This is a genomic window from Curtobacterium sp. MCBA15_004 (assembly GCF_001865055.2).
In the GTDB taxonomy this organism is placed as follows: Bacteria; Actinomycetota; Actinomycetes; order Actinomycetales; family Microbacteriaceae; genus Curtobacterium.
Window position 1 is genome coordinate 3,223,777 of record NZ_CP126266.1, and the last position, 21,775, is coordinate 3,245,551.

A 21,775-nucleotide genomic window follows, 5' to 3' on the forward strand; every position below is an offset into this window, starting at 1 on the left:
GGCTATAAGTAGACGTAGTCGTCGTCGGGCGTGGTGTTCGCGCCGGCGGCGATCGCGTCGCAGGTGGCCTCGTGGGCCAGGGTGGCGGACATGAGGTAGTCGAACTTCTGGTGCTCGGACGCCTTGCCGAGGATGTAGCGGCGTTCACCGGTCGCGGCGTCGAGGCCGCGGGAGCGGACGACGGCGTTGCGGGTGTGGTCGTCGAGCTCCGGGTCGCCGTCGTGACGGAAGGCCGAGTCGGGGTTGTAGACGTCGGTCCGGAACCGCTCGAGCGAGGGCCACATGCGGCCGATCTGGTTCGTCGGCCACTTGATGAAGGTCTTCTCCCCGAAGAGGGAGCCCCACTCGTCGATCTCGGTCTCCCACATCTTCGGGTCGAGGTAGGCGCGGACGACGTCGTAGCGCTTGCAGAGCTCCTCGACGGCGGAGCGCACCTCCGCGCGGGGGATGCGGCCGCCCCAGTCCTGCGGCCGCCACTGGGTGGGGCGTTCCGCGTCGCCGTAGGTGGGCGTGAACTGGTAGTAGTCGAGGGTCTCGAGGCGGATGCCGGTGTAGTCGTCGTTGTCGGAGCCGTCGAAGCCGAGGCACACGCGAGTGCCGGCGGGCACGTCGCGCTGCTCGCTCTTCTTGTCCCACTTCGCCGAGTCGAGCCAGCGGCCCTGTCCGGGGACGATGCGGTTGCCGAAGAAGCGCTCCGCGTCGGCGGGGTCCTTCTCGAGCATCTCGAAGGCCTGGCCTTCGATCGCGTCGATGTCGACCCACGGTGCACCGGCGTAGTTGAACTGGAAGATCTTCCGTCGCTCGCGCTTGACGTTGAAGTTCAGGTGCGCGGGCGGCTGGCGGAAGTCTCGGTTCAGGTCCTTCGCGGTGGACGCGAAGGTGCGCTGCGCGACGGAGTCTTCGGCGGGGTCCCACGCGTTCGTCGTCTCGATCGCGCGCCCGCCCATGCCGGCCAGGCCCTGTCGCTGCTTCTTCGCGAGGTTGTGGCCACCGTTCGAGGCGACCCAGAGGCCGGTCTCGTCCTGCGGGACGAACGTGACGCGCTGCCCGAGGCGGGAGGTGGCCTTGCTCGTGACGACGTCGATGCGCCCGTCGTTCGGGAGCCGGATGAACTCCTCGCCGGTCTTCGGGATGACCTCGGCGAGCGGGCCGAGCTCGATCATGGGCCGGAGGGCGTCGTAGGTGTTGTCGGTCTGGTCTTCGCTGGTCGCGGTGATCTGGATGAGCGGCGTCGCCCACGGGCGGCCCATCGGCTCGCCGGGCTCGTACTCGTAGAACCAGCCGCAGCCGCAGCCGAAGTCCCGGCAGTCGTAGATCTCGCCGCCGAGCGCCCACCCGTCGAAGAGGACCGGGCCGACACCTTCGACGCACACGAACGCGCCGATCAGGGGGGACTTGCCCCACTTCTGCGAGCGGACCAGCAGCGACCGGCGGTAGACGAACGCGGTGCTCTTCTGCCCGACCTTCGCGGCGTCGCTGACCGTGTAGTGGTTCGCGACGAACTGCAGCTGCTCGGAGCCGAGGATGAACGGCTCGCCGCGGCTCTCCTGGTCCGGGATGACGCAGTGCGCTTCGATCCACTCGGGGACGACCATCATCGGTCTAGGCATCGCCAACCGCCTTGAGTCGATCGCGGGCGCTCTGTCGCTTCACCGGCGGCTTCGTCGCAGTCGGGGTCTCGGCGCGCTTGGCGGCGAGGTCGTCTTCGACGATCTTCCAGCGGAGCGAGTGCATGCCCGGCAGGGAGAGACCGAGCTCGGCGGCCATCCGCAGCGTTGCGGTCTTCATGCCGGACACCGCGTCAGGGAGGTTCGACTCGAGGTAGGCGCGGACGTACGCCGCGACTTCGTACTCGAGGCCGAGCCGCGCCCACATGACTGCTTGCGGTCGCCGCCAGAGCTTGTCCCAGAGCGCGACCTCGCGGTCACGGAACGCGTTGGTGGCGTCCTCGTCGAGCTCCTTGACGCGCTGCTTGTCGACCCAGTAGATGTCGTAGATCGGGTTCGCCGGCAGCGGGTGCTCGGGGATGGGGCCCTGGTAGCCCTCGGCGGGCAGCGACACCCACTCGGCGTCGGTCTTCCGGTCCCGGCGCAGTGCGTTCGGGTCCGGTGCGGGACCGGATCGTGTGCGGGCTCCTCCGCTGGGCATGGCGACCACCTCTTGCCGCATTGCGCGGCGCTGGTGACCCCCGAATGAGGGTCAGCCCGGGGGTATCCGGGGCGTTTTGAACTTGACGGACTTCTTGATCACCTCTCCGGCGGTTCCGACGCCCCCCGTCGTCGGGGCCCCCTCCCCACCCCGTCGACGTCGTCGCCGTCGTCGTCGCGGACCTGCCTGCTCACCCTCGGTCGTTCCAGCCGCCAGGTTGGTTCCGTGCGGTCTCGGTGTTGTGACATGGGGAGCAGAGGCCGCGGCCGTACTGCGGATCGTCTGGGTCCAGGGACAGCGCCTGCAGCTCCCGGCGTGAGCGCGGGTAGTGGTCGGCGACGGTGGACTGCGCGGTACCACAGCGGATGCAGATGGGGTCGCGGTCAAGGACTGCCCGGCGAAAGCGCTGGTGTCCGGCGCTGGTGTAGCCGCGCTCGGTGGCGGTGCCGCGGTACCGGTCGGCGCTGCGTCGGTGCTGGGGGCACCGGGTGCCTGTGGCTCCGTCGAAGACGGCGGGGCAGCCGTGCACTGCACACACGCGCATGCTCATGCTGGCTGCCGATCAGAGGTGGCGCGTGCGGGCCCAGTCGGCCAGGCCAGCTCCGACCGAGAGCATCTGCCCGTACGGCGCGAAGATGAACCGCCCGCCTGAGTTGTTGCGCTCGAACTCCACGTTCGTCCACTCGGCTGCAGCGACCCATCCCTGCACGTACGGCGGGTCGTCGGGGTGACCGTCTTCGGTGTGGATGCGGCACATGTCCGCGATGGCCTTGCCTGCTCGCTCGCGCGCCTCGTCGAAGCGTGCTCGGCGGTCGTCGTCCCACGACATGTAGCCGCCGGAGAGAGGTGCGTCGTCGTCCATCTCAGCTCCTGTCCTCGAGCGCGTCGTAGACCTCGTCGACTGCTGCGACGAGGGCGGGTGGCGCGTCCGGCGCGCGGTCCGGGCGGCGGTTGCTGCGGGTCCGGTGGGCGGTGAGGTCGGGTTCGTCCACGGTGACGCTCCTCGGTGGTGGTGCTGGGGGCGCAGGTGCGTCTCGGTCCCGGAGGCGGGGCCATCATGGACGTCCTTCGAGGTTGACTGTTGGTCCTCGTTGACGCCCCCAGGTTGGTGCCGTTCCGGCCGGGCTGCAGCGGGTGGTCAGCTGGCGTGCTCGGGGTGCGCGGCGAAGTGTGGGTCCCCATGCTCGCGCCGCCGTCGTGAAGTCGCGGGGCGGCCGGCGTTCCATGCGAGGGCGGTACCGGCGGCCGATGCGGTAGCGGTGCGTGTCGGCGGGCATGGGGAAGCTGACGCCCGATGTCGGTGGCGAACCGCCATCGTTTCGCTCGCGCGTGATGGGACGCGTTCGTAGCCGTCGCGGTGGACGGTCGAGCTGATTGTTGCGGGCGGCGCTTGCCTGCCTCGCTCAGGTTCCGGGGTCGCTCTTGGCGTGTTCTCCCGGAACGACAGATGCCCGCCGGAGTTCTCCTGGCGGGCATGCGATGTCACGGACACACTAACGGACGATCGGACAGACCAGCAACCATGCGGCTTCGGTGTGTCGGTGGTTCAGACGATGATGCGGGCATGACGGACGACGAGCGCAGGATCCTCGAGTTCGAGGAGAGCCACCCGCGGTACGACCGCCGCAAGGAGGGCGACATCCGCTCGGAGCTGTCGATGTCGTGGGTCCGGTACCGGCAGGTGCTGCTCGGCCTGGTGGGGCGGCAGGACGTCGTCGCCGAGTTCCCGATCGTCACGCGGCGCGTGGTGGAGGCGACGGCGGCGGCGGTTGCCCGCCGCGCCGCCCGCCGCTTCTAGCCCTCGGGGTTCGGTTCGGCACCCACGGGTCGTCGCATGCTCCGCAGCCGCCGAACCTGCTTCGCTCTCCACAGGTCGCGGACGTCGTCGGCCTTGACCCAGACGACCCCGTCCTTCGTGTGCGTCTCGAGGCCTTCGTCCTGGATGTACCGGTTGAGAGTCCGCGGCGTGAGCCTCATCTCGTCGACGGCCTGCGCCTTCGTCCACCACTCGGCCGCCGGCGGTGCTTCCTCGAAGCGGATGTCGGTGAGCAGGGCACGAACCGCCCGGTCCTTCACGAGAGCTACGGCGTCGCCCTCGAAGCCGCAGTAGGAGCACACGAGCCCGATGTCGGTGACGTCGACCCCGCGGCGCTCGATCGTCATCGTGTCAGCCGAGCACACCGGGCAGGGTCGCGGCAGCACCGGACGCGCCTTCGGTGCCTTCGTCGGGAACCGGGACTGCAGCTGCCACAGCACCGAGTCGATCTGAGCGAAGTACTCCCGCGACCTGGCGTGCCGGCGGATGCTGTCGTGGTGGAGCAGCAGCCACGTCGTGAGGGTCGAGGTGAGACCCCATGCTCCGAGCGGCGTCACGGTGGACCGGAAGCCCTGCGGGCCGCCGTCGGTGGCCCAGGCGTAGACCGCGGCGACAGGCGGCTGGATGAGCAGCTCGGCGTACCAGAACCGGACCCAGTTGAGCAGGTGCGCGTAGACGCGATCGGATGCTTCGAGCGGGTCGACTCGGAGCGGGAACGATGCTTCGGTGCTCGACGAGCGGGGTTGCCCGTCCGACGGCTGCGAACCGGACGGCACGACGAGCCCTCGCACGTAGGCGACCTGGTCTGCGGCGTTCGTCAGCTTCGCTCGAGCGTGAGCCGCGGTGAGGGCCTCGACGACCGGATCGAGCTCGACGTCGTCGGTGACCTGCGGCGAGCGCTCTGGCTGTGTGGTGGTTGGGGTCATGGGGTCTCCTGTGGGGGTTCAGGGGTGGTGAGCGCGTCTCCGATAGCCGGGTATGCCTCGATGAGGAGCTCGGCGGCTCGGATGTACGTGCCGGTGTCGTGGACGTTGTACGTGCGGAGCAGGTGCGCGAGAGTGATCGCAGCCGCGTCCGGTTCGGCGTTGACGCCGAGGTCGGGGCGGGTTGTCGTGCGGTACAGCAGCTCGGAGTGGATCGATGCGGAGATCTGTCGCTTCATCAGCCCGAGTGCTGCGGTGCCGTCCGGATGCCGTGCCTGGCACTTGTTCTTGTGGCACTCGGGCAGTTCGAGGTACACCTCCGCTCGGGATACGCCTGCGGAGTCGATCGCGGCATCGATCCGACGGAGCATCTCCGGAGTCGCGGCGGTCACTGGGTGGCTCCTTCCAGGGGCACGGGCTCAGTGCAGACGATGCAGGTGTCTTCCGGCCCCTCGGCTCGGGTGACGATGCCGGAGCGGTCCTCCTGGTCGGCGAAGTGCCGATGGGAGGTCTGTTCGGGTCCGCACGGGTACGGCTTGATCGCCTGCGGGCGGACGCCGTAGCGCTCTGCCCGCTCCCACACGAGCTCGCCGGACTCCTCCTCGGCGTACTCGGCTGCCCACTCCCAGGCGGCGTCGCCCGTGAGTCCCTGGGCGAGTGCGTCGGCGAGGAACGCGATCTGACGCGTCTGGACGAGGAAGACGGTGCGGTCCGCCGCCTCCTGCCGGTACTGGTCGTCACGGATGCCGTCGAACCAGCCGGTCTCCCACACCTCGTTCCCCAGCGCCTGGGCGTACAGCGCCGGCACCTCGACAGCAAGGGGGCGCACTTCGCCCGCTTCGGCGAGCGGGTAGAGCTCGTGGGCGTAGCGACGCTTCGTGCGGCGCGGTGTCGCGATGGTGTCGGTCATGGGTGTTCCTTCCCGCGGCGCTCGCCGCTGGTCATACTCGCGGCGGCGCGGTCACGCACAGCCGCCCAGAGAGCCCCCGGGTCGAACGGAGTCCAGCCGCCGCAGTCGTCGGACTCGCACTGCGTGCAAGCGGTGCCGTAGCGGGTCGCGGGGCAGATCGGCTCGCTGCCGTCCCAGCCGAGCGGGTGTAGGTCCGGGTCGCCGTACCAGCCGTCGTCAGCGTCCGGGGCATGCCCAAGCGCGAGGCACTCGGGGCTGCCGGCCATCTCGCAGAGGTACCCATCCTGGTCGTGGTCTCGACGGTCCATCCACCAGACACGAACCTGCCAGCCGATGCAGTCCTCCCAGTCGTCCTCGTTCTCGATCGGATCGACTGCGGAGAAGCCCTCAACGTCGAGCGTGCTGATGTCCGTCATCGGAGCACCCCCGTCGTCTTCCAGAGGCGCAGCACCAGACCCTGCGCCGACGAGATCTGCTGCTCCCAGTCCCCGCCCGCCGGGGTGAGCGCGCGAGCGACCTCGTGCACGAGGGCAGCCTCGTCGACGATCCGGACGGTCCCTGCAGCCAGCGCTTCGGAGAGCTCGAGGATGCGGCCGGCGATGTCTGTCTGGGACTCCACCTGCCGTTCTGCGAGGCGCGCGAGCTCGGGGGCGTCGCCGCCGATGCCGGTGAGGGCCGCGAACGTCTGGGAGACGGCCGCGGCGGCCTGCATGGTGGTCGTGAGGGCCAGCGCTACCCGCTGGTCGATGGTCATCGGTTCCGTCATCTCGTGTTCCTCCTGGGTGAACGACCACGGCGAGCACTCCGCTGTCGGAGGGCTCGCCGTGGAGGGGTCGGTTGGTTGTTCGGGCAGTAGTCGGGGTTGTGCTTGCAGGACGGGGAGCAGTGCTCACCCGGTGGGTGGTTCGGCTCGAGCATCACGGGCCCAGCAGCGTGTTCATCGCCCGGGCCAGCTCGTGGAGGTCGCTGGTGCGCTGGTACTCGGCGTGGGCGGCCTCGAGGGCAGCGAGCTGGACGGCTGCCCCGCGGAGCAGGACCCGGGCGTCGGTCGTCCAACGCTCGGTCTCTCCCTTCGTCCAGGCCTGCTTCGCAGCGTGCGCGTCCAGCTGCGCCGGCGCGATCGTGCTCACGTCTTCCTCCTCCCCACGCGCTCGGCGTGGATCGCGTTCTGTGCTTCGTCGATGAGCTGCTGCCCGAGGGCGGCCGCGGCGGCCGGCTCGAACCGGACCGTGGTGCCTCGGCCGACCTCGAGCAGGACCGCGTCGACCTCGTGGGTAGCGGTGAAGGGCATCCCGCCGGTGCTGGTGATCGGATCCGCCATCAGCGCTCACCTGACTCGAGGGCGAGCAGGCCCCGCCGGGTCTCGACGTAGACCGTGCGGCCGCTGTCGGTGAGCATGTAGGGCAGCATGACCTCGTCCAGCGACGCGAGGCCGGCGTCGATCAGCGCGGCCTGCGCTTCGAGCCAGTCCTTCGCGATGCGCCAGGCGACTCGTGCGGCCTGCTCAGGCGTGCACTTCGCTCGAGGCACGGACTTGTCGGCCGTCATCGCCGGGAGGACACCCTCGGTGCGGACCGGGAGCTCGAAGTCGCGGAGGCCGTAGTCGGTCTTCATCGTGAAGCCGAGTCCGGACGGGTGCCCCTCGTCGTCGAAGAGGGTCGAGATGCTCTTCACGCCTCGCCGCGCGAGGGCGTACTGGACCTCGCCCATGGTCTTTCCGACCGGGATCGTCGTGGTGTAGTTCAGGATCGGCATCAGTCGCCCTTCACGTTCACGATCTGGTGGAGGGTGTGCACAACGTCGACGAGGTCGGCGGCGTCCTGCATGACGACGTCGATCGGTTTGTACGCCGCGGGGATCTCGTCGAGGAACGCGTCGGTGTCGCGGTACTCGATGCCGGCCATCGCCTCGCGGAGCTGCTCGTGCGTGAAGGTGCGGCGGGCGGCCGAGCGGGAGTAGTTCCGGCCGGCACCGTGCGGGCTGCTGTTCAGCGCGAGGCGGTTGCCGCGGCCGCGGACGACGTAGGACAGGTCGCCCATGCTCCCGGGGATCAGCCCGAGGGTGCCCTCGGACGCGTCGATCGCGCCCTTCCGGGACAGCCACACCGTCTTGCCGAAGTGCCGCTCCTGCGTCGTGTAGTTGTGGTGGCAGTTCACCCGCTCCGACTCGACGACCGCGACGCCGGTGACGAGCTCGACCTGCGCGATGACGCGGTGCATCATCTCCTCCCGGTTGAGGAGCGCGAACTGCTGCGCCCACCCGAGCTCGGCGATGTACCGGTCGAACTCCGGGGTCCCGTCGACGAGGTAGGCGAGGTCGGGGTCCTCGAGGGGGATGAAGTACCGCTCGGCGAGCTGCTGGGCGACGCTGATGTGGTGCTGGGCGATCTTGTTGCCGATGCCGCGGCTGCCGGAGTGAAGGAACAGCCAGACCCGGCCCTCCTCGTCGACGCTGACCTCGATGAAGTGGTTCCCGGACCCCAGCGTCCCGAGCTGCAGCTGCCAGTTCGGCGCGTAGGCGGCGGGGTCGAAGCCTGCGTTGTCGGCGAGGAGCTCGAGGTCGATCAGGCGCGGGACGGCGGAGTACTCGACCCGCTGGTTGTACTTGCCCGCCGACAGCGGCACGGCGCGCTCGATCCGCTCCCGCAGGTCCTTGAGCCCGTCCGGACCGAGGGTGTCGCGGAAGTCGCTCTCGGTCCACTGCGTCCGGACCGCGATCATCCCGCAGCCGATGTCGACGCCGACCGCGGCGGGGATGATCGCGCCGGCGGTCGGGATGACCGACCCGACCGTCGCGCCCTTCCCGAGGTGCGCGTCCGGCATCAGCGCGACGTGCGGGTGCACGAACGGCATCCGCGACAGGCGCTCCGCCTGCTCCCGGGTGTTCGGCTCGAGGATGCTCGCCCAGTTCATCAGGCGCTTCGTGATCTGCTCCATGGTCTGTGACCTCCTGGTAGTGAAGACGCGGCGAGCGCCGTGCCCCGGGGTTGGGGTGGCGCTCGCCGTGTGGTGTTCGGTTGTGGGGTGGTGGGTGGTTAGTGCCAGCGGTTTCGCCAGGTGTCGTCGAGGCAGAGCTGGGTGACACGGACAGCGGCGGCGGCGATGAGGCAGCCGACGACGTCGATGGTGAGCCAGAGGGCGGTCACTCGGTCACCGCCGGCGGGGTCACGTCGCGGATCGTGGACGGGTCGATGTGGATGGCGGGGAAGTGCCGTCCCGTCGACAAGTCCACAACTGAGGTGACGGATGCGTTGGTCTTTGACAGCCGCCGCCAGACACCCTTCCCGTCCTTCGCCCAGAACAGCGTCCCCGGTGCCATATCCTCGATCCGGGGCGGCTCGGCCAGCATCCGGTCCGCCTTGGCGTGCGGGAACAGCAGCGAGTCGGGCCGTGCAGGCTCGTCCGAGTCGCGCAGGCCAAGCGCGTCGATCTTCGCGTCCAGACCGCTCATCGGCTCGGCGGCCGGGGTCGGCTGTTCGTGCTGCTCGATCCAGTGCTGCTTCTCGCGGCGGTTCGCCTCGTCGAGTGCCCGCATGTGCCGAGCGAGGATCGCGGGCAAGTCAGCCACCGCGAAGAACGATCCCTCGACCTCCACCTCAGCCGGGGTCGGCTGCGAGAGCAGGGCGCGAACCTCACGCCTCGCGGCCATCCGACGACTCGGCTCGGCATTGCCAAGTAACGCCTCGATCAGCGACACGGGCACCTGCACGGTCGGCTGCTGGTCCTGCATGGCGGCGAGGAACGACTCCTGTTCCGCCTTCGTCAGGTTCATCGGCTGCGGAAGGCCGGTCGGCTCAGCCACGGTCGGCTCCGTTCTGCTCGAAGACGACGACCAGGGAACGACCGCCGTCCGTCTGCTCGACGTGCACCCCGTCCAGGCCGAGGACACCGAAGACACGGCCAGCGGGGCCATGCACGTCGAGCCGGGTGACGCCGAGGTACGTGACCGTCGTCGCGTCGGGGATCAGGACCAACGGGTCCAGCGACGGTGAAGGCGGTGCTGGCGGCAGGCCGGACATGATCGCCTTCGGGCAGCTGCACGGCTCCTGGTACAGCGACATCATGAAGCCGCAGAGCGTGCCGTGCGGAACCCTGTCGAGAGCGCCGCGGAGCGCGTCGATCTCGTCCGCGGCCGCGGTGAGCGCTCCGGACGTGCCGGGGAGTCCCAGCGCGTCGATGTTGCGGGCCCGGGTACGGAGCTCGGTGGTGTCGACGGTCACGGTCACTGCTCCCGAAGCCATGCGTCGCGGTCTGCCTGCTTGCGGCGGGCCTCGTCGCGGAGGAACTTCCGGTACCAGCGGCTCTGGCGTGCGTCCGCTCTGCGCCGGGCTGCCTCGTAGCTGCTCTCCCAGTTCAGTCGGAAGATGGCGATGATGGCGGTGTAGTAGCCGGCACCGAAGAGGATCAGCCCCCACCAGGCGAAGTCACGCAGGTGAGGCACGATCGTCCAGGTGACGGCGTTCAGGACCAGGAACAGCCACCACTGCAGGTTCGTGATCAGCGTGCGGCGCATCAGGCGACCGCCTCGTACGTCTCGGCGAAGATGTCGGGCTTGCACGGGTAGAACTCGCCCTGCACTCCGCGGATGACCCAGTCGCCGGGGCTCGCGGTCATGACCCCCTCGAGGGTCTCGATTTCGATGAAGTTCCGACCGAAGTCGACGACCTCTCCACCCTCGTTCGAGATCCACCGGGCGACGAGCCGGTTCTGCTCCTCGCGGTCCTTCGCTGCGACCAGCGGGTCGATCAGTGCGGTCTGCATGGCCTCGATCTCGACGGGCTTCTTGCGGAACGTGGTGCTCATGCTGATCTCCTGTCTGCGGCGTGTGCCGCGGGTTGATGTGCGAAGCGCCGGCCCCGTTCGTTCGGGGCCGGCGCTGGTGGGTGCTGGGTGCGGGTCAGGCGGCGGTGCGTGCGTTGTGGAGGGTGTCGTTGTGGGGCAGGCCGAGCTGGTGCTTGCGGATGCGGAGCACGGTGCGGTCGGAGCAGCCGATGCGGGCGGCGATCTCCTGGTCGTTGAGGCCCTGGGGGTGGAGAGCTGCGACCGCGGCACGCTTCTCGGCGGGGGTGAGGGGGACCGTGACGCCGGTGACGGCGAGGTCGACGTTGGACTCGTCGAGGTCGTCGTTCGCGCGCTCGACCGCGGCCGGGCCGGCGTCGTGGTCGATGTCGTCCCAGTCGAGCGGGCGCGGCCATCGGCGCTGCTCGGCGAACCGGATCGCACGGTGGTACGCGGCGAGCTCCCACTTCGTGGTGCGGGGCGGTTCCTTGTCCCAGAGGTCGCGGAACAGCCGGTCGATCTGCTGGTGCACGTCCTTCGTGACCCGCTGGCAGGCGAGCACCTGGTTCACGCGCTGCTGCGCCCAGCCGAGGTGCACGCCGAGTCTCTTCTGCGACCAGCCCTGCCGGACGAGCGCCTGCAGCCGACGCTGCGCGCCGACGGCGGGGATCAGGTTCGATTCGTAGCGGCCGTACGCCTTCGCCCGGCGGACGGTGCGCGAGTACTCGCGGTGAGCGAGCCGGCAGTCGTCGCACCGGCAGCCGTGCTTCGTGCGGCAGGTGTTCTTCTGGCCGTGCCCGTGGTCCGGCGGGCACGTGTACCTCTCGGTGGTCGTGGTGGTCATGGTGTTCCTCGGGTGTCAGTGGTGTGTGCCTACGCGACGCCCGGGATGTCGAGGACGTCGATGGCGATGTGTCGGATCTCGTCGCGCTTCTCGCAGGCCCGGGCGATGTACGCGACGGGTTGCAGCACCGGGGTGCGGGCGCGGCGGAGGATGATCTGCGCGATCTCGATGCCGTGGCGTGGGTTGAGCTCGCCGACGATCGGCTCGAGGAGGTCGAGGACAGCGCTCAGGTCGTTCAGACCCACCCGCTTCGCTTCGCTGATGACCTCTTCGGACAAGTCAGTCCTCGGGCTCGCACGGTCACCTACGTGACTTGACTCAGGTAGGTAAGTCACGTCAGTCAGGTCTATCTCTGACTCTGACTCTGACTCTGGTTTGTGCTCGGTTTCGTCTGGGTTCCCATCGGAAACCGAGTCGGTAACCGAGTCGGTTCTTCCTCGGTTCTTGGGTGGGCGTCCGCCCTTCGCGCCATTGGCGCGATTCCGGGCTTCTCGCGCTTCTCGGTCAGCTCGGGTCTCTTGGTGCTCGGCGTAGTTCCAGATCACGTACACGTCATCCACCAAGCTCACAGACGGCTTCGAGTGATCGTTTCTGGTGAGTTCGCTGAGTGCTCTGGTCTTCCACATGCGCCGCGCGATGGTCGCTGGGATGCGGCCGTCGAGGTCCTGCATCCGGGAGTAGCCGTTCATCTCCACGAACGTGCGGAACGCGAGGTCCGACAGCGGCGCGATCTTGGGGTGCTGCCAGAAGTCGATGGGGAACGTCATCCACAGGCGCTTGTCCTTCGGCATGTCACGTCACTCCTTCCATTCGTTGTCGGGCTTCCTCCTCCGTGATCTCGAGGACTGCGCCGGTGTTCGTGTACAGGCACCAGCCCTTGCGGACGGTGACGCCGTTCGTGTTGCGGAACCACCGGCGGGCAGGCCACTCGCGCGGGTCCGCCCAGCGGGGCACCGCCCAGCCGTCCGCAAGCGCGTCGGCCGGGTGCTCGGTCTTCCACTGGTGGCAGACGAGCCCGAGTGTCTGCAGGTTCGACGCCACGGTGTTCCCGGGCTGCCGGTTCTGCCGGTGGTCCTGCTGCGGCGCACCACACCAGCCGAGACAGCGCTGGCAAGTGAGGTCGTCGCGACCGGCGGCGATCGCGTACGCCTGCTTCTCCTCGGCCGCGCTGGGCTTCGCCGTCTTGGGTCCGATCACAGCGCGCCCTTCCAGCTGTAGAGCGCGACGCCGGTCTGCCGCCACCGGTCCGCGATGGGGCCGACCGCCGCGACGTAGCGGTGCCTTTGCCCCTCGTGGGTCGTGATGACCTCCGGGGCGTGGAGTTCGGTCGCGCCGGTGATGGGGACTCTCTCGCCGTCGGAGGGGCCGCCGTCGAGGAGTGCGGTAGTGCAGATCACGCCGCCACCTCCTCGGTCGCCTGGACGGCTCCGGCGAGCGCCGCGGTGATGACGGCCTGGCCGAGGAGGGGTGGGACGGCGTTGCCGATCTGCAGGTACTGCTGCCCCTGTTTGCCCTGGAACGGGAAGTCGGCCGGGTAGGACTGGAGGACTGCCGCCTCGGATGGCGTGAGTCGCACTCGGGAGGTTGGGGTGTCCCACTGCGGGACCTTGCTGGTGATGGTGACGGCGGGCTGCTCGAGGTGGCGGATGGTGCGGCCGCGTTCCTCGGCGGTGGCACCGGCCCGGCCGTTGGTGCTGTAGTTCGACCTCATCACCCAGTCGTCGCGGTCCGTGTACCGGCTGAGCTTCGCGATCGGTTCCGCGCCGCCGGTCTCCGTCCCGCCGCCGGTGATCGTCGGCGACGGACGACCGGTCATCCCCCAGCCGAGAGCTGCCGCCATGCTCACCCACGGGAGAACCCCTGGATCCTGACGGGCAGGGTCCTTGACGTGGAACCGCGAGTGCGTCGGCTCGGGCAACCGCGCCTCGACCCCGTCACGCCGAGCGATCAGGAACGCCCGACGCCTCGTCTGCGGCACCCCGTACTGCTCCGAGTTCAGCACCCCAGTCACGACCGAGTAGCCGAGCGCCCGCATCTGCACCGCGACGGCCTCCCACACGGGCAGAACCGTCGGCACCTGCTCGAGCACCACATGCATCGGACCGCAGTGAGCGACGTACGCCAGCGGCGACAGGACGAGCGCGGTGCGATCGTCGAGACCCGCCGCGCTCGCCGCGTCTCTGAGCGCGGTGCCCTTCTGTGTCCACGCTCTGGTGTCGATGAGTCGGAGAACGTCGTCGAGGGCGGCACGGCCGGATCCCTTGCCGGCCATGCTGAACGTCTGGCATGGCGGCGAGGCGATGAGCAGCTGGTGGTCGGGGATGAGGGTGGTGTCGGCGAGGCCGGCCCAGACATCCGTGTACGTGGTGCGCATGCCTGCGGCCGTGCGGGTGGCGAGGGCCTCCGGCATGATCTCCACGCCGTGCTCCTCGATCCCGAGACGTTCGCAGGCGACACCCCAGCCAGTTCCGGCGAAGAGGTCGAGGGCGATCATGCGGCTACTCCTGATTCGTAGAGGTGTCGGTCGAGGACCTGGCGCTCGTACGCGGCGACGGTCACTCGGGGGTGCTTGGTCCAGTGCTCGAGTAGCTCTTCCGACGCGTAGGCGCGGGCTCGGGCTTCGTTCCCGATGAAGAGGTCCCAGGCGTCGATGCCTGCCTTCCGCCCGCGCTCGTTGAGGAGGTGACCCCTGCACGCTTCGAGTGCGGCTTCGTAGGCTGCGGTGCGGTGCTCCTCGAACTCGGCTCGGATCTGCTTGTAGAGCTCGAGCCCGAAGCCGACGGCGGCACTGCCGCCTCCACGCCGGCTCACAGCACCCCTCCTCGTAGCCGCACGAACGATCCGGCGAGCGCCGTCTGCTCGAGTTGCTGGGCGGCGCGTTCTCCGTAGGCGACGAGGACGGATGGTGCGCCGCTGTTGGCGGCTGCGCGGGTGCCGTCGGCGTGGTGGAAGTGGAGGCGGCCGTGGAGGAACAGGAGCGCGGTGGCTTTGCCCCAGACCTCGGCGACGAATCCTGCGGTCTCGGTGCGGGCGAAGACGAGGGCGATGCCGTCTCCGTGGTCCGCGAGCTTGGCGAGCCAGCGCCATGCTTCGTGCGAGTAGGGAGGGTTGAGCCAGACGTGTCCGGCCCACTCGGCGGTGAGGCCGTCTTCGGGAAGTTCGATGTGCCGCGCGGCGGTGGACCACGGGCGCGGCGATGGTGCTGCGCAAGGGTCCAGGTCGAAGGGGCCGAGTGCGTGGACGAGGTCGGGCGGGGTGAGCCAGGTGGTGGTCTTGGCGCGGGCCGACTGGTGCGACCCCATCGCTCTGGTCATGGTGATCTCCGGATAGTGACCGGCTCGCCGACGTCCACGAGGAACGTCGCCTGGTCGACGCCCTGCTGGACGACGAGCTGCATGCGGTTCGGCGAGCTGGTGTCGGGTGGGCGGACGCCGATGAGCGTGCCGATGGTGCGGTGCTGGGGTTCGCGTGAGAGGCGGTGCCCGGCGGTGCGGAACGCGACGACGAGGCCGACGTCGGTGGTCTGCAGCAGCCGGGCGGGCGAGAGCTCCTCGGCGTAGCGGACGGGCTGCTGCTCGAGCTGCGCCAGGATGCGGCGACGCTCGCGGCCGCGGGCACGGCTCACGATGCGTCGTCCGGCTCGTCCGTCTCCCACCAGTCGGTCACGACGAGGCTCTCGTCGACCGCAGCGAGGTCACGACGCAGCTCGTTCCCGCGGCGGGAGCGGGTCCAGTTCCGCCAGCCGCGCGGTGCGAGGTTCGCGGCAGCCTGGTTGTCGTCGCTCACTCGTCGGCCCGCGGCGCGTTGACGACGGCGTGGACCCGGAGGAGCGCTGCGACGAGCAGGACGACGACCGCTGCGGCGAGCGCCGTCCAGAGGGGCGTGTACCGGTCGGTGATGGAGGCGAACAGGCCCGCGATGAAGGACAGGTAGACGAGGGTGAGGGCGGTCTTCATCGGACGGCCTTCCAGAGGCGCGCCTCGCGGCGCGTGCCCTGCATCTTCTTCTTCTCGCCAGTCCAGACGACGTCTCCGCGGCGCACGAGCTCGGCTCGTCGCGATCGGATCGACTGCTCGGTGGGGATCACTCCGCCACGTGACTGGTACTCGGCGACGATCTCCTGATCGGTCATGCCCCTCGAGCGGGCGAAGAAGTCGGCCGGCTTGAGGATGTCGAGGATTCGCTGCTGGACCTCGGTGGGTTCGTAGACGCTTGCGGCCGCGTCGTGGCTGGTCTCGACGTCGTGTCTGCGGGCTGCGGGGCTCATTTGCTTCCGGCCTTCATCGCGTCGTCGAGGTTGAACTTGATGGCCTCGAGGAGGCCGAGGCGCTTGAGGCTGGTCAGGGAGAACTCGTCCACCGGAGTGCCGCGGAGGTACGCTTCGGTGTGCTCGAGTGCGTCGAGCTCGCGAGTGATGTCCGCGAGTCGGCTCTTGGCGGCGGTGCGGTCACGCTGCGCCACGTCAGCGGGCCGCTCGTTGTGGCGCATGCGGTACGGCGGGTTGCCGATCTTCTGTGCCTCTTCGCGGATGCGAGCGATCACCTGCTGGTCCTTCGGCATCTCGCCGGTGAGCTTCGACTTGTTCGCGAAGGCGAGGAGGTCCTTGATGCGGTTGGTCAGCTCCGGCAGCGTCTCCGCGTAGTCGTCGGTGATGACCTTCTCGGCAGCAGCGATCGTCGCCGTCTCGATCTTCTGCTTGGCCTGCAGGCTGACGCGGCGAGCGCCGATGCGGTCGAGGACGTAGGACTTGGGATAGTTCGAGGTCATGGCGTTCGTCTCCTGGACTCGTTGGACTGATGAAGGGAGCAGCGACGGCGGAGGTTCGGGTCAGCTCCGTCGCTGTCGTGTCCTGCCGTGGCTGCCGAGTCACGGGTGCCGCGGGATTGAACCGCTGTCAGGGCTGTCTCGTCAGCGCTGGGGTCCCGGCGTGGGACCCACTTACGTCGCTCCGTGGAGACGGGGTAGTGCTGGGTGCGAGGCGACGGGTTATCCAGCGACGGGTGCCGTGTACGCCTCGCGGTGTTGCTTCACGCTGTGGAGTTTTGAACGAGCAGGTGCGGCGGGGGCGTGCCCTCTCGGGCCGTTTCCGGGCGCGCCGAACAGCGCCCTCCGTGAGGCGCGCGGTTCGGAAGATGTGGGGTCGGCTGCTACGCGGCCGGTCTGCCCGAGGCCAGCCAACGGGCGTAGCGCTCGGCCTCCTCGGGAGTGAAGAAGTAGGAGCTCTTCTCGTTCTCACGCTTGCCGACGAGGTGTCCGTTGCGGACGTCGGTGCGGACGTACTGCGTCGAGCGGTCGATCGCCTCGGCGAGGGTGCGGGTGGTGTAGAGGAGCCGGCCCTGCGGGAGGACCGGAGCGGCGGCTTCGGCCGCGGCGATGTTGTCGGTCATGCTGCTGCTCTCACGAAGTCGGAGGGGTGGACGCACGAAAGGCCACCGGCGATGACCAGCTCCCCCCACGTGAGCTCCGACGTTTCGTCGAGGCGTGCACGCAGGGCCGAGCCGGATATGCCGGTGGCCTGTGCAAGAGTGTCGAGCGTGTTGCCCGAACGACCGAGGGCGTCGATGACGCTTCCGGTTGCTGCGGCTGCTGCTCTGGTTTCCATGAGTGAGAAGCTACTACCCAGATCCGGGTAGCGCAACATGAAAGTTGCCAAATTTGCGTTATTCGCTGCTGATCCGAGCTCTAGACTCTCAGCCGTGGAGAACAACGACCCGAAATCAGCGGCCTACCGAGCCCTCGCGGCCGAGATCCGTGCCGAGCGCGCAGCACTCGGCATCACGGTGAAGGAACTCGCACTCCGCTCCGGCGTCCCCTACGGGACGCTGAACCGGCTCCTCCCGGGCGCGCAGGACTTCACGTTCAGCCAGATGGCTCAGATCGCGTCCGGCCTAGGGCTCACTCCCTCGGAGCTCTCAGATCGCGCCGTGCGTCGGATGGGCGGCATGGAGGCTCTTGTGTCAGAGGTGCAGGGTCAGAATGTGACTCCGCTTCGACGAGTCGAGGACATGTCGGTCGACGAGATCGAGGCGGAGAAGAAGCGAGCGGCGACCATCGACCCTGAGATGGACACCGACGAGCAGTTCGACTAACCACCGACCTGGGGGAAGATGTACGACCCGTACGAGCACGCGGAGCAGCTGGGGCTGGCCGTGGTGCACTCACCGATCCGGACGGCGCACGAGCTGTGGTTACCGGAACGGAACACGATCGTCGTGCGCTCAGGGCTGCGGCGGGTGCATGACCGATCGGCCCTCGCGCACGGCGTGGCACACGCGCTGCTCGGTCACGAGGACGACCGACCCAAGCACGAAGTCCAGGCCGACCGGGTTGCAGCGAACAACCTGATCGACCTGGACGAGTGTCGTGAGCTGATGAAGTGGACTCCCGACTGCGCGCGACTCGCGCGGGAGCTCGACGTGTCTACGCGCCTCGCTCGAGTGTTCCTGCTGACCCACCGTCTGGCTGGGTGAATAGCTCGCCGAAGGCCGTCAGCCCAACACGCATGCGGGCGACGTCGTTGCAGCGTCGGTAGTCGTTCGTCTGCAGCCGGGACGCGTGACCGACGATCTGCATGATCACGTCATCGGACACGTTCGCCAGAGTGAGCAGGTCGACGGTGGAGTGCCGGAGGTCGTGGAGGCGGACGTTCTTCTCGATGCCCGTCTCGACGAGCAGCTTGCGCCAGGCTCGGGAGTGGTCAGACGGGTCGATCGGCTTCCCATTGTTCGTGAAGACGAAGCCGTTGGGGCCGGGCGGGAACTCCTCGAGGTGCGCACGGAGAATGCCATCGAGCGGCTTCACGAGCGGTGGCGTGCGCCACCCACTACGGGACTTCGGCCGGGTGAGGAACAGCCCGCCGGCGACCTGCCGGTGTTCGTAGTCGGACGGGAGCTCGAGCCGTCGGTCTGGGCAGTCCGCTCCACGCTTCCGCCCGCACGGCTTGTTGCAGCCGTGCCGCCAGGTCAGGCGCTGCAGCTGCCAGGAGATGTCGAGGACGTCCCCGGCGACCCGGTCCGCTTCGAGGCCAAGCACTTCCCCGCGGCGAGCGCCGGTGAGGAGTGTCGTTGCCCAGAGCGCGAAGCCGGGGCCGCCCGCGTCGCGGACGTGGGCGTAGAGGTCGAGGGCTTCCTGCAGGTTGAGGGCGTCGAGGTTCGACACGGCCTTTCGTGGAGCGGCCATGAGCTTGGCGGGGTTGCGGCTGATGCGCCCTTCGCGGACGGCCCACTCGAGCGCGACCGACATGATGCGGTGCGCAGTGAGTGCCGTCGTCGGCGAGCGCCCTTCGCGGACCATCGCGTCGGTGACGGAGCGGACACCGCTGGCGCTGAGCTGGCGGAGCTTCTTGCCCCCGATGATGGGGATGACCCAGTGCTCGGTGATGTTCCGGTAGCGCTCGGCGGTCTTCGGACGCACCTCGTTCGTGACGATGCTGTCGAGCCAGTAGGTGAACCACTGCTTCACGGTCACGTCACGGGTGTCGATGTCGCCGTTGTCGCGGAGCTCGCGCTTCAGCTCCTCGAGCTGGTTCAGGACGACGGTGCGGTCCCTGCCCCGGATGACCTTGCGTCGGCGGACGCCGTCGCGTGAGGGGAGCGTGACGGCTCCGGTCCAGTAGCCGCGGGAGTCCTTGTACAGGGCTCCCATGCCCTTCCGGTTGGCCATCGCTTCTCCCCTACGTTCTTCTGGTGTCGTTGCCGTTGGCGGGGACTCCGTTGTCCCCTGCTGCTCTTCTGTTCTGTCGGTGGCACGTCGTAGCGTGCATGTGTTCCTCCGGTGCTTGCTTCACTGGTGGGGCGTCAGGGCTGGTCCGTGCGCGCGGGCCGGCCCTTCTCTCGTCAGGAGGGTCTTCTCCTGAGTGGGTGCTGCATGTCGTGGTGCCATTCGTGTAGCCATTGGTGTGTGCACAATCATCGCTGATTTTGCACATCTGAGAAGCTACACCCACAATCCGAGTCCTGGCAAGCCGGATTCGGGAAGTTTCACCGTACTTGTAATACGGGGGTTGCGGGTTCGAGTCCCGCTGCCGGCCCTGTTGTACTGTGGACCTGCAGGCCGCGACCTCGTCGCCGCCCGCACCGCCTTCAGCCCCGCCGCGTGCGGGGCTGTCGTGCATCCGCGGCCGTCAGGAGCGGGCCGTCACGCAGCGGCACCACCCGTCACGGCCAGGATCCGACTGCCTGCGAACAGGCGAGGATCGAGTCGACGAGACGGGACATGGTCCGAGCCTGTCGATCGTCCCGTTCCGCGACGGTCAGCGAGCGCACCCACACGAAGGCGAGCAGATCGGCGATCTGCAACATCCGAGAGTGGTGGCTCGGCGCGAAGTGGACGGTGTCCAGGATCCGCTCGAGCCGCGTGTGCATGTAGCTGCCCGGCGTGCCGTACGCCTGGTACACCGCGAAGCGTTCGCGATGCCGGTCCCGGTCCGCGCGCTCATCGGCGATCACGAGGGCGTACTCGCTCCGCGCCGAGGCGATCCGATCGAGACGCTGCAGGAGGTGCAGGAACGCCACCTGCTCCGGCGGGTGTCGATCGGGGTAGCGCATCCGGTCCTGGTGTCGCGCGAGCAGGTCCGGGCTGACCCCTCTGAGCAGCACCGTCGCTCCCGACGCGCGGACCGCGTCGACCACGTCGGTGAAGACCTTCACGCGGACACGCGGTGGAACGGCATCCCAGACCCCTTTGCCGTGGAACACCGGGTGGGCGTGGATCTCGGTGCGTGGCGCGACGCCGTACTCGAGGAGCGACGCGACGATGTCGTTGAGCTCCAGTGTCAGTCCCCGTGTCTGCGCCGCGTTCGCGACCACCGCCCCGAAGCCGTACAGGTCGTCCTTGAACGATTCGTCGACGTAGCAGAGCAGCACGGTGACATGTTGCCGAACGGCTCCGGACGGGCGATGCCGCAACGCCGCGGGAGGGCAGCTGTCTCCCGACTCCCGGCTCCCGGCTCCCGGACCGTGGACGGACGAGAGGCCCGGACGATGTGATCGTCCGGGCCTCTCGGCGCGTGTGGAACACGGATCAGGGTGTGTTCCGGGCGCTCGACGCGGTAACCAGCCGGCCGTGTCCCGAGGATGACACCTGTCCGGGGGACGTGTCCACGATTTCCGGCGACTCCGCGGGTTCCCGCACGATCATGCCGGAACCGGCTCGGCCGGGTGCGTCGGGCGCGCGGCCCACGGCGCCCCGCGCCCGGCGCCGGGTCCCTGCTGCTCGGTGCCCGGTGCCTCAGCGTCCGCCGGTGATCTTCCGCTCACGCTGCGCGACGCCCGCGGTGCCGTAGGGGTAGTCGTCGACCCGCGGGGCGCTCGCGTCGGTCAGGGTCCGCAACTCGTCGTCGGTCAGGACGAGGTCGGCCGCGCCGAGGTTGTCCTCGAGCTGCGACAGGGTCCGCACGCCGAGGATCACGCTCGTGACGGCGGGACGCGCGAGCAGCCAGGCGAGGGCGACCTGCGACCGCGACGCCCCGTGTGCATCGGCGACCGCGGACACGGCGTCGAGCACGGCCCAGGTGCGCTCGTCGGCGTTCCGGGCCTCCCACGCCTCCATGCCGCGTGCGGGGTCCTCGCCGAGGCGGGTCGCCCCGGTCGGTGCCTCGTCGCGCTGGTACTTGCCGGTGAGCCACCCGCCGGCCAACGGGGACCAGGGCAGCAGGCCGATGCCCGCGTCGAGGCAGGCGGGGACGACCTCGTGCTCGATGTCGCGCACGAGCAGGTTGTACTGCGGCTGCAGCGTCACCGGCGGGGCCCAGCCGTGCGCCTTCGCCTCGTACACGGCCTTCGTGACCTGGTAGCCGAGGTAGTTCGAGAACCCGTAGGTGCCGATCTTGCCCGCGGACACCGCGTCGTCGAGGAAGCGCAGGGTCTCCTCGATCGGCGTCAGGGCGTCCCAGGCGTGCATCTGGTACAGGTCGATGTGGTCGACGCCGAGTCGCTCGAGCGAGGCGTCGAGGGCGACCCGGAGGTGCCGTCGGGACAGGCCGAGGTCGTTCGGTCCGTCGCCCTGGGGGAAGCGGCCCTTCGTCGCGAGGACGACCTGGCGCGCCTCGGTGGGGTGGGCGGCGAGCCAGCGGCCGATGATGCGCTCGGACTCGTTGCCGGAGTACACGTCCGCCGTGTCGACGAGGGTGCCGCCGGCCGCGACGAACGCATCGAGGATCTGGTGGGAGGTGGGTTCGTCGGCTTCGCTGCCGAACGTCATGGTGCCGAGGGTCAGCGTCGACACCGATGTCCCGCTGTTGCCGAGGAGTCTGTAGTCCATGCGCCGGACGCTACGCCCGGCGCGGTGCGCGGAGGAGGACCCGCGAGTACCTGTCAGCGCGGTCCGGACAGGACGGACCGGCGTCACCCCTCGATG

37 protein-coding genes and 1 tRNA gene are annotated in these 21,775 nt (G+C 69.0%); 4 read left to right on the forward strand and 34 right to left on the reverse strand.

Annotated features, from left to right (window positions below):
• Positions 1-2: 2 nt before the first annotated feature.
• The 4 genes from QOL16_RS15185 to QOL16_RS15200 all read right to left on the reverse strand — a co-directional run bounded on the left by QOL16_RS15185 (position 3) and on the right by QOL16_RS15200 (position 3,140).
• Positions 3-1,610: a hypothetical protein gene (locus tag QOL16_RS15185; RefSeq protein WP_071284871.1), complete on the reverse strand. Its 1,608-nt coding sequence runs from the start codon at positions 1,608-1,610 to the stop codon at positions 3-5.
• Positions 1,603-2,148: a hypothetical protein gene (locus tag QOL16_RS15190; RefSeq protein WP_071284870.1), complete on the reverse strand. Its 546-nt coding sequence runs from the start codon at positions 2,146-2,148 to the stop codon at positions 1,603-1,605. Before QOL16_RS15190 ends, QOL16_RS15185 begins: the two co-directional genes overlap by 8 nt.
• A 562-nt stretch (positions 2,149-2,710) precedes the next feature.
• Positions 2,711-3,010, reverse strand: a complete 300-nt coding sequence (locus tag QOL16_RS15195; RefSeq protein ID WP_305411065.1) for a hypothetical protein — start codon at positions 3,008-3,010, stop codon at positions 2,711-2,713.
• 1 nt (position 3,011) lies between these two features.
• Positions 3,012-3,140, reverse strand: coding sequence for a hypothetical protein (locus QOL16_RS15200; protein ID WP_302847184.1), 129 nt, complete (start codon positions 3,138-3,140; stop codon positions 3,012-3,014).
• Between the two features lie 572 nt (positions 3,141-3,712).
• Here QOL16_RS15200 and QOL16_RS15205 point away from each other — a divergent pair.
• Positions 3,713-3,946, forward strand: a complete 234-nt coding sequence (locus tag QOL16_RS15205; protein WP_071285260.1) for a DUF3263 domain-containing protein — start codon at positions 3,713-3,715, stop codon at positions 3,944-3,946.
• On the opposite strand, the gene QOL16_RS15210 is transcribed toward QOL16_RS15205, so the two are convergent.
• From QOL16_RS15210 to QOL16_RS15340, 27 genes are all read right to left on the reverse strand, one after another.
• On the reverse strand, positions 3,943-4,890 hold the full coding sequence (locus QOL16_RS15210) for a hypothetical protein (protein ID WP_071285258.1): 948 nt from the start codon (positions 4,888-4,890) through the stop codon (positions 3,943-3,945). The two genes, QOL16_RS15205 and QOL16_RS15210, sit on opposite strands and share 4 nt — an antisense overlap.
• Positions 4,887-5,279, reverse strand: a complete 393-nt coding sequence (locus QOL16_RS15215; RefSeq protein ID WP_071285256.1) for a hypothetical protein — start codon at positions 5,277-5,279, stop codon at positions 4,887-4,889. Before QOL16_RS15215 ends, QOL16_RS15210 begins: the two co-directional genes overlap by 4 nt.
• The gene (locus QOL16_RS15220; protein WP_071285254.1) at positions 5,276-5,797 is read right to left on the reverse strand and encodes a hypothetical protein; all 522 of its coding nucleotides are present in this window, start codon (positions 5,795-5,797) and stop codon (positions 5,276-5,278) included. The genes QOL16_RS15215 and QOL16_RS15220 overlap by 4 nt, the downstream gene beginning before the upstream one ends.
• A complete protein-coding gene (locus QOL16_RS15225) occupies positions 5,794-6,213 on the reverse strand; it encodes a hypothetical protein (protein ID WP_071285252.1) in 420 nt (139 codons plus the stop codon). Before QOL16_RS15225 ends, QOL16_RS15220 begins: the two co-directional genes overlap by 4 nt.
• Positions 6,210-6,563 carry a hypothetical protein gene (locus tag QOL16_RS15230; RefSeq protein ID WP_071285250.1) on the reverse strand — a complete coding sequence of 118 codons (354 nt, stop codon included), beginning with the start codon at positions 6,561-6,563 and terminating at the stop codon, positions 6,210-6,212. The genes QOL16_RS15225 and QOL16_RS15230 overlap by 4 nt, the downstream gene beginning before the upstream one ends.
• Before the next feature lie 151 nt (positions 6,564-6,714).
• Positions 6,715-6,927, reverse strand: a complete 213-nt coding sequence (locus QOL16_RS15235; protein WP_071285248.1) for a hypothetical protein — start codon at positions 6,925-6,927, stop codon at positions 6,715-6,717.
• On the reverse strand, positions 6,924-7,118 hold the full coding sequence (locus tag QOL16_RS15240; RefSeq protein ID WP_071285246.1) for a hypothetical protein: 195 nt from the start codon (positions 7,116-7,118) through the stop codon (positions 6,924-6,926). Before QOL16_RS15240 ends, QOL16_RS15235 begins: the two co-directional genes overlap by 4 nt.
• Positions 7,118-7,552 (reverse strand): hypothetical protein, encoded by a 435-nt coding sequence (locus QOL16_RS15245; RefSeq protein ID WP_071285244.1) that lies wholly within the window; start codon positions 7,550-7,552, stop codon positions 7,118-7,120. The genes QOL16_RS15240 and QOL16_RS15245 overlap by 1 nt, the downstream gene beginning before the upstream one ends.
• Positions 7,552-8,733 (reverse strand): RtcB family protein, encoded by a 1,182-nt coding sequence (locus tag QOL16_RS15250; protein WP_305411070.1) that lies wholly within the window; start codon positions 8,731-8,733, stop codon positions 7,552-7,554. The genes QOL16_RS15245 and QOL16_RS15250 overlap by 1 nt, the downstream gene beginning before the upstream one ends.
• Before the next feature lie 205 nt (positions 8,734-8,938).
• Entirely contained in the window at positions 8,939-9,598 is a 660-nt protein-coding gene (locus tag QOL16_RS15255; RefSeq protein WP_071284981.1) for a hypothetical protein, read from the reverse strand.
• A complete protein-coding gene (locus tag QOL16_RS15260; protein ID WP_139266464.1) occupies positions 9,591-10,016 on the reverse strand; it encodes a hypothetical protein in 426 nt (141 codons plus the stop codon). The genes QOL16_RS15255 and QOL16_RS15260 overlap by 8 nt, the downstream gene beginning before the upstream one ends.
• 2 nt (positions 10,017-10,018) lie before the next feature.
• Positions 10,019-10,309: a hypothetical protein gene (locus QOL16_RS15265; RefSeq protein ID WP_071284983.1), complete on the reverse strand. Its 291-nt coding sequence runs from the start codon at positions 10,307-10,309 to the stop codon at positions 10,019-10,021.
• Complete coding sequence (locus QOL16_RS15270) at positions 10,309-10,599, reverse strand: hypothetical protein (RefSeq protein WP_071284984.1); 291 nt, start codon at positions 10,597-10,599, stop codon at positions 10,309-10,311. Before QOL16_RS15270 ends, QOL16_RS15265 begins: the two co-directional genes overlap by 1 nt.
• A 94-nt stretch (positions 10,600-10,693) precedes the next feature.
• A complete protein-coding gene (locus QOL16_RS15275; protein WP_071284985.1) occupies positions 10,694-11,419 on the reverse strand; it encodes a helix-turn-helix domain-containing protein in 726 nt (241 codons plus the stop codon).
• Positions 11,420-11,448: 29 nt separating this feature from the next.
• A complete protein-coding gene (locus tag QOL16_RS15280; protein ID WP_139266465.1) occupies positions 11,449-12,210 on the reverse strand; it encodes a hypothetical protein in 762 nt (253 codons plus the stop codon).
• Between the two features lies 1 nt (position 12,211).
• Positions 12,212-12,616, reverse strand: a complete 405-nt coding sequence (locus QOL16_RS15285) for an HNH endonuclease signature motif containing protein (protein ID WP_071284987.1) — start codon at positions 12,614-12,616, stop codon at positions 12,212-12,214.
• Positions 12,613-12,816, reverse strand: a complete 204-nt coding sequence (locus QOL16_RS15290; RefSeq protein ID WP_071284988.1) for a hypothetical protein — start codon at positions 12,814-12,816, stop codon at positions 12,613-12,615. The genes QOL16_RS15285 and QOL16_RS15290 overlap by 4 nt, the downstream gene beginning before the upstream one ends.
• Positions 12,813-13,913 (reverse strand): DNA cytosine methyltransferase, encoded by a 1,101-nt coding sequence (locus tag QOL16_RS15295; RefSeq protein WP_071284989.1) that lies wholly within the window; start codon positions 13,911-13,913, stop codon positions 12,813-12,815. The genes QOL16_RS15290 and QOL16_RS15295 overlap by 4 nt, the downstream gene beginning before the upstream one ends.
• Entirely contained in the window at positions 13,910-14,230 is a 321-nt protein-coding gene (locus QOL16_RS15300) for a hypothetical protein (RefSeq protein ID WP_071284990.1), read from the reverse strand. The genes QOL16_RS15295 and QOL16_RS15300 overlap by 4 nt, the downstream gene beginning before the upstream one ends.
• The gene (locus QOL16_RS15305; protein WP_254780296.1) at positions 14,227-14,733 is read right to left on the reverse strand and encodes a phage N-6-adenine-methyltransferase; all 507 of its coding nucleotides are present in this window, start codon (positions 14,731-14,733) and stop codon (positions 14,227-14,229) included. The genes QOL16_RS15300 and QOL16_RS15305 overlap by 4 nt, the downstream gene beginning before the upstream one ends.
• On the reverse strand, positions 14,730-15,044 hold the full coding sequence (locus QOL16_RS15310) for a hypothetical protein (RefSeq protein ID WP_071284992.1): 315 nt from the start codon (positions 15,042-15,044) through the stop codon (positions 14,730-14,732). The genes QOL16_RS15305 and QOL16_RS15310 overlap by 4 nt, the downstream gene beginning before the upstream one ends.
• A complete protein-coding gene (locus QOL16_RS15315) occupies positions 15,041-15,205 on the reverse strand; it encodes a hypothetical protein (protein WP_175473114.1) in 165 nt (54 codons plus the stop codon). Before QOL16_RS15315 ends, QOL16_RS15310 begins: the two co-directional genes overlap by 4 nt.
• Complete coding sequence (locus QOL16_RS15320) at positions 15,202-15,375, reverse strand: hypothetical protein (RefSeq protein WP_175473115.1); 174 nt, start codon at positions 15,373-15,375, stop codon at positions 15,202-15,204. The genes QOL16_RS15315 and QOL16_RS15320 overlap by 4 nt, the downstream gene beginning before the upstream one ends.
• Positions 15,372-15,686, reverse strand: a complete 315-nt coding sequence (locus QOL16_RS15325; RefSeq protein WP_071284993.1) for a hypothetical protein — start codon at positions 15,684-15,686, stop codon at positions 15,372-15,374. Before QOL16_RS15325 ends, QOL16_RS15320 begins: the two co-directional genes overlap by 4 nt.
• Positions 15,683-16,186 (reverse strand): hypothetical protein, encoded by a 504-nt coding sequence (locus QOL16_RS15330; protein ID WP_071284994.1) that lies wholly within the window; start codon positions 16,184-16,186, stop codon positions 15,683-15,685. The genes QOL16_RS15325 and QOL16_RS15330 overlap by 4 nt, the downstream gene beginning before the upstream one ends.
• Before the next feature lie 380 nt (positions 16,187-16,566).
• Entirely contained in the window at positions 16,567-16,806 is a 240-nt protein-coding gene (locus tag QOL16_RS15335) for a hypothetical protein (protein ID WP_071284995.1), read from the reverse strand.
• On the reverse strand, positions 16,803-17,021 hold the full coding sequence (locus QOL16_RS15340; protein WP_139266466.1) for a hypothetical protein: 219 nt from the start codon (positions 17,019-17,021) through the stop codon (positions 16,803-16,805). Before QOL16_RS15340 ends, QOL16_RS15335 begins: the two co-directional genes overlap by 4 nt.
• Positions 17,022-17,115: 94 nt before the next feature.
• On the opposite strand from QOL16_RS15340, the gene QOL16_RS15345 reads away from it, so the two are divergent.
• Together QOL16_RS15345 and QOL16_RS15350 are read left to right on the forward strand one after the other, a co-directional pair.
• Positions 17,116-17,508, forward strand: coding sequence for a helix-turn-helix transcriptional regulator (locus QOL16_RS15345; protein WP_071284996.1), 393 nt, complete (start codon positions 17,116-17,118; stop codon positions 17,506-17,508).
• 18 nt (positions 17,509-17,526) lie between these two features.
• Complete coding sequence (locus tag QOL16_RS15350) at positions 17,527-17,889, forward strand: ImmA/IrrE family metallo-endopeptidase (RefSeq protein ID WP_083395090.1); 363 nt, start codon at positions 17,527-17,529, stop codon at positions 17,887-17,889.
• On the opposite strand, the gene QOL16_RS15355 is transcribed toward QOL16_RS15350, so the two are convergent.
• Positions 17,840-19,081 carry a tyrosine-type recombinase/integrase gene (locus QOL16_RS15355; RefSeq protein WP_071284997.1) on the reverse strand — a complete coding sequence of 414 codons (1,242 nt, stop codon included), beginning with the start codon at positions 19,079-19,081 and terminating at the stop codon, positions 17,840-17,842. The two genes, QOL16_RS15350 and QOL16_RS15355, sit on opposite strands and share 50 nt — an antisense overlap.
• Positions 19,082-19,381: 300 nt before the next feature.
• Here QOL16_RS15355 and QOL16_RS15360 point away from each other — a divergent pair.
• Positions 19,382-19,448, forward strand: a tRNA-Ser gene (locus QOL16_RS15360).
• Between the two features lie 127 nt (positions 19,449-19,575).
• On the opposite strand, the gene QOL16_RS15365 is transcribed toward QOL16_RS15360, so the two are convergent.
• Together QOL16_RS15365 and QOL16_RS15370 are read right to left on the reverse strand one after the other, a co-directional pair.
• The gene (locus QOL16_RS15365) at positions 19,576-20,325 is read right to left on the reverse strand and encodes a DUF3800 domain-containing protein (protein WP_083395091.1); all 750 of its coding nucleotides are present in this window, start codon (positions 20,323-20,325) and stop codon (positions 19,576-19,578) included.
• Positions 20,326-20,647: 322 nt separating this feature from the next.
• Positions 20,648-21,679 carry an aldo/keto reductase gene (locus QOL16_RS15370; protein WP_065962431.1) on the reverse strand — a complete coding sequence of 344 codons (1,032 nt, stop codon included), beginning with the start codon at positions 21,677-21,679 and terminating at the stop codon, positions 20,648-20,650.
• Positions 21,680-21,775: the final 96 nt, after the last annotated feature.

Coding starts and splice junctions, on each gene's coding strand:
- QOL16_RS15230 (WP_071285250.1), bottom strand. CDS start 6,563: ATGACGGAACCGATGACCATCGACCAGCGGGTAGCGCTGGCCCTCACG.
- QOL16_RS15190 (WP_071284870.1), bottom strand. CDS start 2,148: ATGCCCAGCGGAGGAGCCCGCACACGATCCGGTCCCGCACCGGACCCG.
- QOL16_RS15275 (WP_071284985.1), bottom strand. CDS start 11,419: ATGACCACCACGACCACCGAGAGGTACACGTGCCCGCCGGACCACGGG.
- QOL16_RS15185 (WP_071284871.1), bottom strand. CDS start 1,610: ATGCCTAGACCGATGATGGTCGTCCCCGAGTGGATCGAAGCGCACTGC.
- QOL16_RS15305 (WP_254780296.1), bottom strand. CDS start 14,733: ATGACCAGAGCGATGGGGTCGCACCAGTCGGCCCGCGCCAAGACCACC.
- QOL16_RS15245 (WP_071285244.1), bottom strand. CDS start 7,552: ATGCCGATCCTGAACTACACCACGACGATCCCGGTCGGAAAGACCATG.
- QOL16_RS15205 (WP_071285260.1), top strand. CDS start 3,713: ATGACGGACGACGAGCGCAGGATCCTCGAGTTCGAGGAGAGCCACCCG.
- QOL16_RS15295 (WP_071284989.1), bottom strand. CDS start 13,913: ATGATCGCCCTCGACCTCTTCGCCGGAACTGGCTGGGGTGTCGCCTGC.
- QOL16_RS15240 (WP_071285246.1), bottom strand. CDS start 7,118: ATGGCGGATCCGATCACCAGCACCGGCGGGATGCCCTTCACCGCTACC.
- QOL16_RS15220 (WP_071285254.1), bottom strand. CDS start 5,797: ATGACCGACACCATCGCGACACCGCGCCGCACGAAGCGTCGCTACGCC.
- QOL16_RS15330 (WP_071284994.1), bottom strand. CDS start 16,186: ATGACCTCGAACTATCCCAAGTCCTACGTCCTCGACCGCATCGGCGCT.
- QOL16_RS15320 (WP_175473115.1), bottom strand. CDS start 15,375: ATGAAGACCGCCCTCACCCTCGTCTACCTGTCCTTCATCGCGGGCCTG.
- QOL16_RS15350 (WP_083395090.1), top strand. CDS start 17,527: ATGTACGACCCGTACGAGCACGCGGAGCAGCTGGGGCTGGCCGTGGTG.
- QOL16_RS15325 (WP_071284993.1), bottom strand. CDS start 15,686: ATGAGCCCCGCAGCCCGCAGACACGACGTCGAGACCAGCCACGACGCG.
- QOL16_RS15195 (WP_305411065.1), bottom strand. CDS start 3,010: ATGGACGACGACGCACCTCTCTCCGGCGGCTACATGTCGTGGGACGAC.
- QOL16_RS15250 (WP_305411070.1), bottom strand. CDS start 8,733: ATGGAGCAGATCACGAAGCGCCTGATGAACTGGGCGAGCATCCTCGAG.
- QOL16_RS15370 (WP_065962431.1), bottom strand. CDS start 21,679: ATGGACTACAGACTCCTCGGCAACAGCGGGACATCGGTGTCGACGCTG.
- QOL16_RS15335 (WP_071284995.1), bottom strand. CDS start 16,806: ATGACCGACAACATCGCCGCGGCCGAAGCCGCCGCTCCGGTCCTCCCG.
- QOL16_RS15340 (WP_139266466.1), bottom strand. CDS start 17,021: ATGGAAACCAGAGCAGCAGCCGCAGCAACCGGAAGCGTCATCGACGCC.
- QOL16_RS15265 (WP_071284983.1), bottom strand. CDS start 10,309: ATGCGCCGCACGCTGATCACGAACCTGCAGTGGTGGCTGTTCCTGGTC.
- QOL16_RS15280 (WP_139266465.1), bottom strand. CDS start 12,210: ATGCCGAAGGACAAGCGCCTGTGGATGACGTTCCCCATCGACTTCTGG.
- QOL16_RS15355 (WP_071284997.1), bottom strand. CDS start 19,081: ATGGCCAACCGGAAGGGCATGGGAGCCCTGTACAAGGACTCCCGCGGC.
- QOL16_RS15210 (WP_071285258.1), bottom strand. CDS start 4,890: ATGACCCCAACCACCACACAGCCAGAGCGCTCGCCGCAGGTCACCGAC.
- QOL16_RS15225 (WP_071285252.1), bottom strand. CDS start 6,213: ATGACGGACATCAGCACGCTCGACGTTGAGGGCTTCTCCGCAGTCGAT.
- QOL16_RS15270 (WP_071284984.1), bottom strand. CDS start 10,599: ATGAGCACCACGTTCCGCAAGAAGCCCGTCGAGATCGAGGCCATGCAG.